Genomic DNA, 7,303 nt, shown 5'->3' with positions numbered 1-7,303 from the left:
GCCATAGGCGCCGACATGGAGCTCGTAGATCACGGTTTCCGCCCAGGGAAGGCCGCGCCAGTCCGCATGGCGCCAGCGAAAATTCAGGTCGGTGACCAGGCTCGGCCCATGCACGTCCGTGCTTTGCGCGCGCGAGGCCGGGTCCGGCACCTCGGTCTGGCCATCGATCCGGTAGCGATAGGCGGCGCCGAGGGGGGCGAAAAGCCGGGCGCGATACAGGCCGGTCTCGTCGCGCCGCATCTGTGTGGCCGTACCTTCGACCACGACGTCCACGTGGCGCGCCTCCGGGGCCCAGAGTGTGAATGAGACCTCACCTTGGGCGGTGACGATGGCGCCGAACTGCCGCGTCATCCGCGGGGGACCGTGGCGGCGAGCAACACCAGCGCATGCGCCGGCACGTGCACGTCTCCGTTTGACAAAAACGTCATCCTTTCCCGGTCGGGATCAGCACTGTCCAAAACCACCTCCCATGGCAGGTCATGATTGGGCACGGTAAAATCGCGCGGCTGGTCCGAGGCGTTGAGCAACAGAAACGTGAGGTCGACGGTGTCGTCGGTCAATACGGCGCGGCGCAAACTCAGCATCTGCGCGGCGGCATCGGCCCAGGCGGACAGGCTCAGCGCCTCGCCCGTCTCGTCAAACCAGGCGGCATCCTCGATCCCCGGCAGCACCTCCACGGTGCTATGTAAAAAGCTTTCGCTGCGCAGGCTCGGACGCGCGGCGCGCAAGGCGGTCAAACGCTGTGTGAAACGCAGCAATTGCTGTGCCGTGGTCGGTCCGGCATCGAGCAGGCCGCGCCAATCCACCCAGGAGATTTCGTTGTCCTGGCAATAGGCGTTGTTGTTGCCCTGCTGCGTGCGGCCGAATTCGTCGCCGCCCAGCAGCATCGGCGTGCCGTGCGCGAAGAACACGGTGGCGAGGATCGCCCGCTGCACCCGCCCCCGCAGCTCGAGAACGCCCGGGTCGTCGGTCGGCCCCTCGGCGCCGTAATTGGCGGAATAATTCTCGCTTTGGCCGTCTTTGTTATCCTCGCCGTTGGCCTGATTGTGGCGCTCATTATACGAGACCGTGTCCTGCAAGGTGAAGCCGTCATGGGAGGCGGCATAATTGATGCTGGCCCAGGGTTTGCGGCGGAATTTATCGAAAATGTCGCCCGAGCCCATCAGCCGCGCCGCAAGCTCGGGGCGCTGCCCCGGGTCGCCGCGCCAGAAGCGCCGCACCGTGTCACGGAAGCGGTCGTTCCATTCGGCGAAGCCCGGCGGATGGTGGCCCATCTGGTAGCCGCCCGGGCCGACATCCCAGGGCTCGGAGATCAGCTTCAACCGAGCGAGCACCGGATCCTGGCGGATCGCGTCGAAGAAGCCGGAGCACGGGTCGAAGCCATGCGCCTCGCGGCCAAGCGTGGCCCCGAGATCAAAGCGGAAGCCGTCGATATGATAGGCCTGCGCCCAGTGACGCAGACTGTCCATCACCATTTGCAGCACGCGCGGATGGGACATGTTGAGCGTGTTGCCGCAGCCGGTATCGTTAACCAGCCGGCGTGGATCGTCCTGGACCGGCCGGTAGTAGGAACGATTATCAAAGCCACGCCAAGAGAGGGTGGGCCCCATCTCATTGCCCTCGCAGGTATGGTTGTACACCACGTCGAGAATCACCTCGATGCCGGCCGCATGCAGGCGGCGCACGGTCTGACGGATTTCCAGCAGCGCGCCGTCGTTGGCGGCAAAATAATGGGGCTCGGGTGCGAAGTAGGCGAGCGTGGAATAACCCCAGTAATTGCGCAGGTTTTTTGCGCTTAAGAAACGGTCCTGCACAAACGCGTGGACCGGAAGCAGTTCGATGGCGGTGACGCCCAGCCGGTGCAGATGCTCGATGATCCACGGATCGCCCAGGGCGGCAAAACGGCCGCGCTCATGCGCCGGGATTTCCGGGTGCCGCATGGTCAATCCCTTGACATGGGCTTCGTAGATCACCGTTTCGGCCCAAAGCCTGCCGGGCGGCGCGTCATCGCCCCATTCGAAATGGTCGTCCACCACCACGGCCTTTGGCATGGCGGCGGCGGAATCGCGGCGGTCGAAGGAGAGATCCTGGCGCGGCGAGCCGACGCGGTAGCCGAACAGCGCGTCCGACCAATGCAGCCTGCCGACCAGTTTTTTCGCATAAGGGTCGAGCAACAGCTTGTGAGGGTTGAAGCGGTGCCCCGCCTCGGGCTGGTAAGGCCCGCGCACGCGGTAACCATAGACCAGCCCAGGGCCGGCCTGCGGCAAATAGCCGTGAAACGCTTCATCGGTGCAGCTGGGCAGTTCCAGCTGGGCGATCTCGTGGCGTCCGGCCGCATCGAACAGGCAGAGAGTCACACGTTCCGCATGGGCCGAGAATACCGCGAAATTCACCCCGAGCCCGTCCCAATGCGCCCCCATCGGATAGGGTTTGCCGGGCAGAAGTTTGGAGGGCGCCACGGTCAGGCCCGGCGCAGAATGATGCCCGCCAGCGGCGGCAAGGTCAGGCGCAGCGAGCCGGGCTGGCCGTGGCTGGGTTCGGCTTCAGTCTGCCGTGTTCCGGCATTGCCAATGCCCGAGCCGCCGAAACCGGTAGCGTCGGAATTCAGAATCTCCTTCCAGGAGCAGAACTCCGGCACGCCGATGCGGTAATCTTCGCGCACCACCGGCGTAAAATTGCACACGACCAGCAGCGGATCGCCTTGTTCGGCGAAGCGGGCATACGCGAAAACGCTCTGGTCACGGTCATCGCCGACCAGCCATCGGAAGCCGGAGGGCGCGAAATCGCGCTCATACAGCGCCGGCTCAGCCTTCAGCAGCGCGTTCAACTGCCGCACCAGCCCCTGCACGCCACGATGGGTCTCATACCGCAGCAGGTGCCAGGACAATTCCCCGTCATGGTTCCATTCGCTTGGCTGCCCGAATTCCGACCCCATGAACAGCAGCTTCTTGCCCGGATGGGTCCACATGAAGGTGAGATAGGCACGCAGCGTGGCGAAACGCTGCCATTCATCTCCCGGCATGCGGCCAAGCAGCGAGCCTTTGCCGTGCACCAACTCGTCATGCGAGATCGGCAGCACGAACTTTTCCGAAAACGCGTAGATGAGGCCGAATGTCATCTGGTCGTGATGATAGCGCCGGTGGAGCGGATCTTCCTGAACATAATGCAGCGTGTCGTGCATCCAGCCCATATTCCATTTATGCGTGAAGCCAAGCCCGCCTTGCGCAACACTTTGCGTCACACCCGGCCAGGCGGTGGATTCCTCGGCGACCAGCAATGCGCCGGGTCGGCGCGCGCCGATGACCTCAGAGAGTTCCTGCAAAAAGCTGATGGCTTCGAGATTCTCCCGGCCGCCCTGCCGGTTCGGCACCCATGTGCCGGATGGGCGCGAATAGTCGCGGTACAGCATGGAGGCGACGGCATCGACGCGCAGCCCGTCCACCCCGTATTGCTCCAGCCAGAACAGCGCACTGGCGATGAGGAATTCCCGCACCTCGGTCCGGCCGAGATTGTAGATCAACGTGTTCCAATCGGGGTGAAGCCCCTCGCGCGGGTCCTGGTGTTCATAGAGATGTGTGCCGTCGAACTGCGCCAGACCATGCGCGTCGCCCGGAAAATGCGCCGGCACCCAGTCGAGGATCACGCCCAGCCCAGCTCCATGGCAGGCGCCGATGAAGGCCGCGAAATCCTCAGGCTCGCCCATCGCCGGCAGCGGCGCGAACTGGCTGAGCGGCTGGTAGCCCCAGGAGCCGCCGAACGGGTGGTTCATGACCGGCAGCAGCTCGATATGGGTAAAGCCGAGATCGGCGGCATAGGGGACCAGGCGCTCGGCCAATTCTGCCCAGTTGTAGGATCTCCCACCGACATGGCGCATCCAGGACGTGGCGTGTACCTCATAGATCAGCAGCGGCGTATCCAGCCCGGGTGCTGTGCGGCGCGGCGGCGGCGTGAAAACCGGGGCGACGATCGAGGCCGTGGCGGGCGGCACTTCCGCCTGCCGGGCGATCGGATCGGCCTTTTGCGGCAGCACACCGTGGGGCCCGAGAATTTCGTATTTATAGGCCTCGCCCACGTTCAGGCCAGGGAGAAAAACCTCCCACAGCCCGGCATCGCGCCGGCGCATCGGGTGGCGGCGTCCATCCCAGTTGTTGAAATCCCCCACCACCGAAACCCGCCTGGCGTTCGGCGCCCAAACCGCGAAGCGCACGCCGGGCGCATCGCCGAGGCGCATCGGCACCGCCCCGAGCCAGCCGGCAAGATCGTGATGCTGCCCTGAAGCGAACCGGCTGATGTCCTCATCCGCCAGCAGGAGCGAAAAGCGATACGGGTCTTCAGTCTCCTGGATGACTCCGTCCCAGCCGATGCGCAGCCGATAGGTTTGGGGCGTGCTGAGCCGCGCCTCGAAAATCGCGTCTCCATAAACCGGATGGGCTGCGGCGAGCACGGTGCCGCTGGCGTCCAGCAGCGTGACCGACCTCGCGCCCGGCGCCAACACACACACACTGTCCCCATGCGGCCCGAGCACGGCGAACGGATCGCCATGCGTGCCCTGCAGCAGCGCCTCGAAATCGCCTGTCCGGTCACGCATCCTGTAAAACCCTGGTGATGTGTAACAACCGTGCGGCGATGTCGGCGAAGCCGCGCAGCGGAATTCCGATCCAGTCCGGGCGGTTGGCGGCCTCGTAGCAGACTTCGTAGGCGACTTTTTCCAGCAGGAAGAGGTCCAGCAAGGCGGCCTCGGTCGCGTCATCCGGCACCGAACGCGGCGCCGTTCCTTGCATGACGGCGCGATAGGAAGTGAGAAATTGCACTGACATCTCCCTGACGAACCGTCCGAGCGGTGCATCCGCACTGGCGGGCAGCGAGGAAGGTTGAGCCCGTGCGGCCACCGCAGCCGCATAGTCAAAGGAGCGCAGCAGCCCGGCGACGTCGTGCAGCGGCGAGGTCTTGGCGCGGCGGATGTCCAGCTTCTTCGCCGGCTCGCCCTCGAAATCGATGATGTACACGTCGCCGGTGGAGACCAGCACCTGGCCCAGATGAAAATCGCCATGGATGCGCGTCTGCAGCGTTCCCTTTCCAGCAGCCGCGAGGGTGGGGATCAGGTCGAGCAGATCGTGCCGATTCTCCAAAATGAATGCAGCAATTTGCGCGGTCTCTTGGGTGGGGAGTGGGCCGCTCTTTTGCAGCGCATCGAAGGCGAGAGAGAGCTGCGCCGCTGCGGCCTCGCCCCAGGCGGCGGCGGCGGCGCGGTCCGCCGGCTCCGGCGCAAACGCCGGATCGTCGGTGGGCCGGGCGAGCAAAGCGTGCAGCTCACCCAGGCGCGTGCCGACCGAGCGGGCGAACACGCTGTAGCCGGAAAGCTGGTCCGCCTCGTCATGGATGTCCTTGTTGGCCAGCCCCATCGTCTCGATGAAGCGGGCCAGGACGTCCTGCGTATACTGCCAGGCGTCGCCCTGGTTCTGCACGAATTCCTGCGCCAGGATCATGCTGTGGCCGGAACCGTCCTCGCGGACCATCGCCACTTCGCCGAGCAGCTTCGGAGTGTTGGCGTAGCCGGCAGCGGTGAGGAAGCGCACCATCTCAACCTCGGGATTGATGCCCTCCATCACCCGGCGGATCAGTTTCAGGATGATTTTCTGGCCGACAATGATCGAGCTGTTGGATTGTTCGGCGGCGAGGCGGCGCACCTCGGGCGCGTCCGGCAGCTCGACCTGCGCGAGAAACGGGCTCGGCCGGCAGATGACCTCACCACCTTGCACTTTCACCACCGTGGCGGCGCGTAAGGCCCGGATCACGCCGAGCGGGAAGACATCCACGGCAAAAGCATCGGTGAGGTAGCCCATGCGCCGCCCCTGCCGCACCCGCGCCAGCGCCAGCTGCTGCGGCAGCGCCGAGCTGGTGTCGCCGTCCCAGGAGAGGCCGAGCGGCAGCAGGTAGCACTCAGACCGCGCGCTGAGCTGCACCTCCAATTCGGCGAGCATGGTCTCCAAGCTGCGGCCTGGGATTTTGTCGCCGCGCACCAGTTTTGCCGACAGTATCTCCTGGTCTTTTGAGGCGAACCAGCGGCGGCGTTTCAGGTAAGCCGGCAGCGCCTCGGTCTCGAGAATTTTTTTCGCCACCGGCTCCAGCACGTCGCTTAAGCCCGCGCGCAGCACCAGCGTGGAAAATTCCGGCAGCGGCTCCGAGGGGCGCACATGCCAGGGCGGCAGCGCCTCCTCGGTGGCGAGGATGAACCAGTAGAAGCCGTAAGGCGGCAGGGTCAGCGGATAATGGAGCCGGCCGATCGGCGGAAAGCCGGAGCCGCCGAGCAGATCCACCGGCACGCGCCCGGCATAATCGGGCAGTTCCAGCTCCACCGCCTGCGCGGTGCGGGCGAGGTTGTAGACGCAGAGGATCGTCTCTTCCTCGCCCTCCTGGGTCTGGTACACGCGCAGAAACGCCAGCACCTTGCGGTTGCCGGGATAGAGAAAACGCTGTTCGCCGCGGCCGAAGGCGCGGTGGCGCTTGCGCACCGCCAGCATGCGCCGGGTCCAGTTCAGCAGGCTGTGCTGGTCGGCCGCCTGCGCCTCCACGTTCACGGCGCTGAAACCGTAGATCGGGTCCATCACCGGCGGCAGCACCAGATCGGCCGGGTTGGCGCGGGAGAAACCGCCATTGCGGTCGGGCGACCATTGCATCGGTGTGCGCACGCCGTCGCGGTCGCCGAGATGGATGTTGTCGCCCATGCCGATCTCGTCGCCGTAATAGATCACCGGCGTGCCGGGCATGGAGAGCAGCAGCCCGTTCATCAGCTCGATGCGGCGGCGGTCATGCTCCATGAGCGGCGCCAGACGCCGGCGGATGCCAAGATTGATGCGTGCGCGCCGGTCGGCGGCATAGGTGTTCCACAGATAGTCCCGCTCGGAATCGGTGACCATTTCGAGCGTCAGCTCGTCATGGTTGCGCAGAAAAATGGCCCATTGGCAGGGTTCCGGGATTTCCGGCGTCTGGCGCATGATGTCCGTTACGGGGAAGCGGTCCTCCTGGGCGATTGCCATGTACATCCGCGGCATCAGCGGGAAATGGAACGACATGTGGCACTCGTCGCCGGCGCCGAAATATTGCTGGGCGTCCTCGGGCCATTGGTTCGCCTCGGCCAGCAGCATGCGGCCCGGGGCGTGTGCGTCGAGCGCGGCGCGGATGGTTTTCAGCACCGCGTGGGTTTCGGGCAGGTTCTCGTTGTTGGTGCCGTCGCGCTCGATCAGATAGGGCACGGCGTCGAGCCGCAGCCCGTCCACGCCGAGATCGAGCCAGAAGCGCATGA

The 7,303-nt window shown here is 65.2% G+C and carries 3 protein-coding genes and 1 pseudogene; all 4 read right to left on the bottom strand.

The features are described from left to right. Positions 1-351: pseudogene (locus VGG47_RS04555) on the bottom strand (malto-oligosyltrehalose trehalohydrolase); the annotation flags it as partial. Beyond that, positions 348-2,465, bottom strand: a complete 2,118-nt coding sequence (gene glgX, locus VGG47_RS04550) for a glycogen debranching protein GlgX (protein ID WP_331535884.1) — start codon at positions 2,463-2,465, stop codon at positions 348-350. The pseudogene VGG47_RS04555 and the gene glgX, both read right to left, overlap by 4 nt. Beyond that, positions 2,462-4,588, bottom strand: coding sequence for a 1,4-alpha-glucan branching protein GlgB (gene glgB, locus VGG47_RS04545; RefSeq protein ID WP_331535882.1), 2,127 nt, complete (start codon positions 4,586-4,588; stop codon positions 2,462-2,464). The genes glgX and glgB overlap by 4 nt, the downstream gene beginning before the upstream one ends. Continuing rightward, positions 4,581-7,303, bottom strand: a 2,723-nt coding sequence (locus VGG47_RS04540) for a putative maltokinase (protein WP_331535880.1), incomplete at its 5' end; no start/stop codon positions are given. The genes VGG47_RS04540 and glgB, both read right to left, overlap by 8 nt.

Source organism: Acidocella sp., from assembly GCF_036489515.1.
Lineage (GTDB): Bacteria > Pseudomonadota > Alphaproteobacteria > Acetobacterales > Acetobacteraceae > Acidocella.
The sequence above is the reverse complement of the archived record's forward strand: the minus strand, read 5'-3'. Positions and strand labels throughout refer to the sequence as shown.

What these genes read in the sequence shown, in the direction of transcription:
- glgB (WP_331535882.1), bottom strand. Translation starts at nt 4,588, where the DNA reads ATGCGTGACCGGACAGGCGATTTCGAGGCGCTGCTGCAGGGCACGCAT.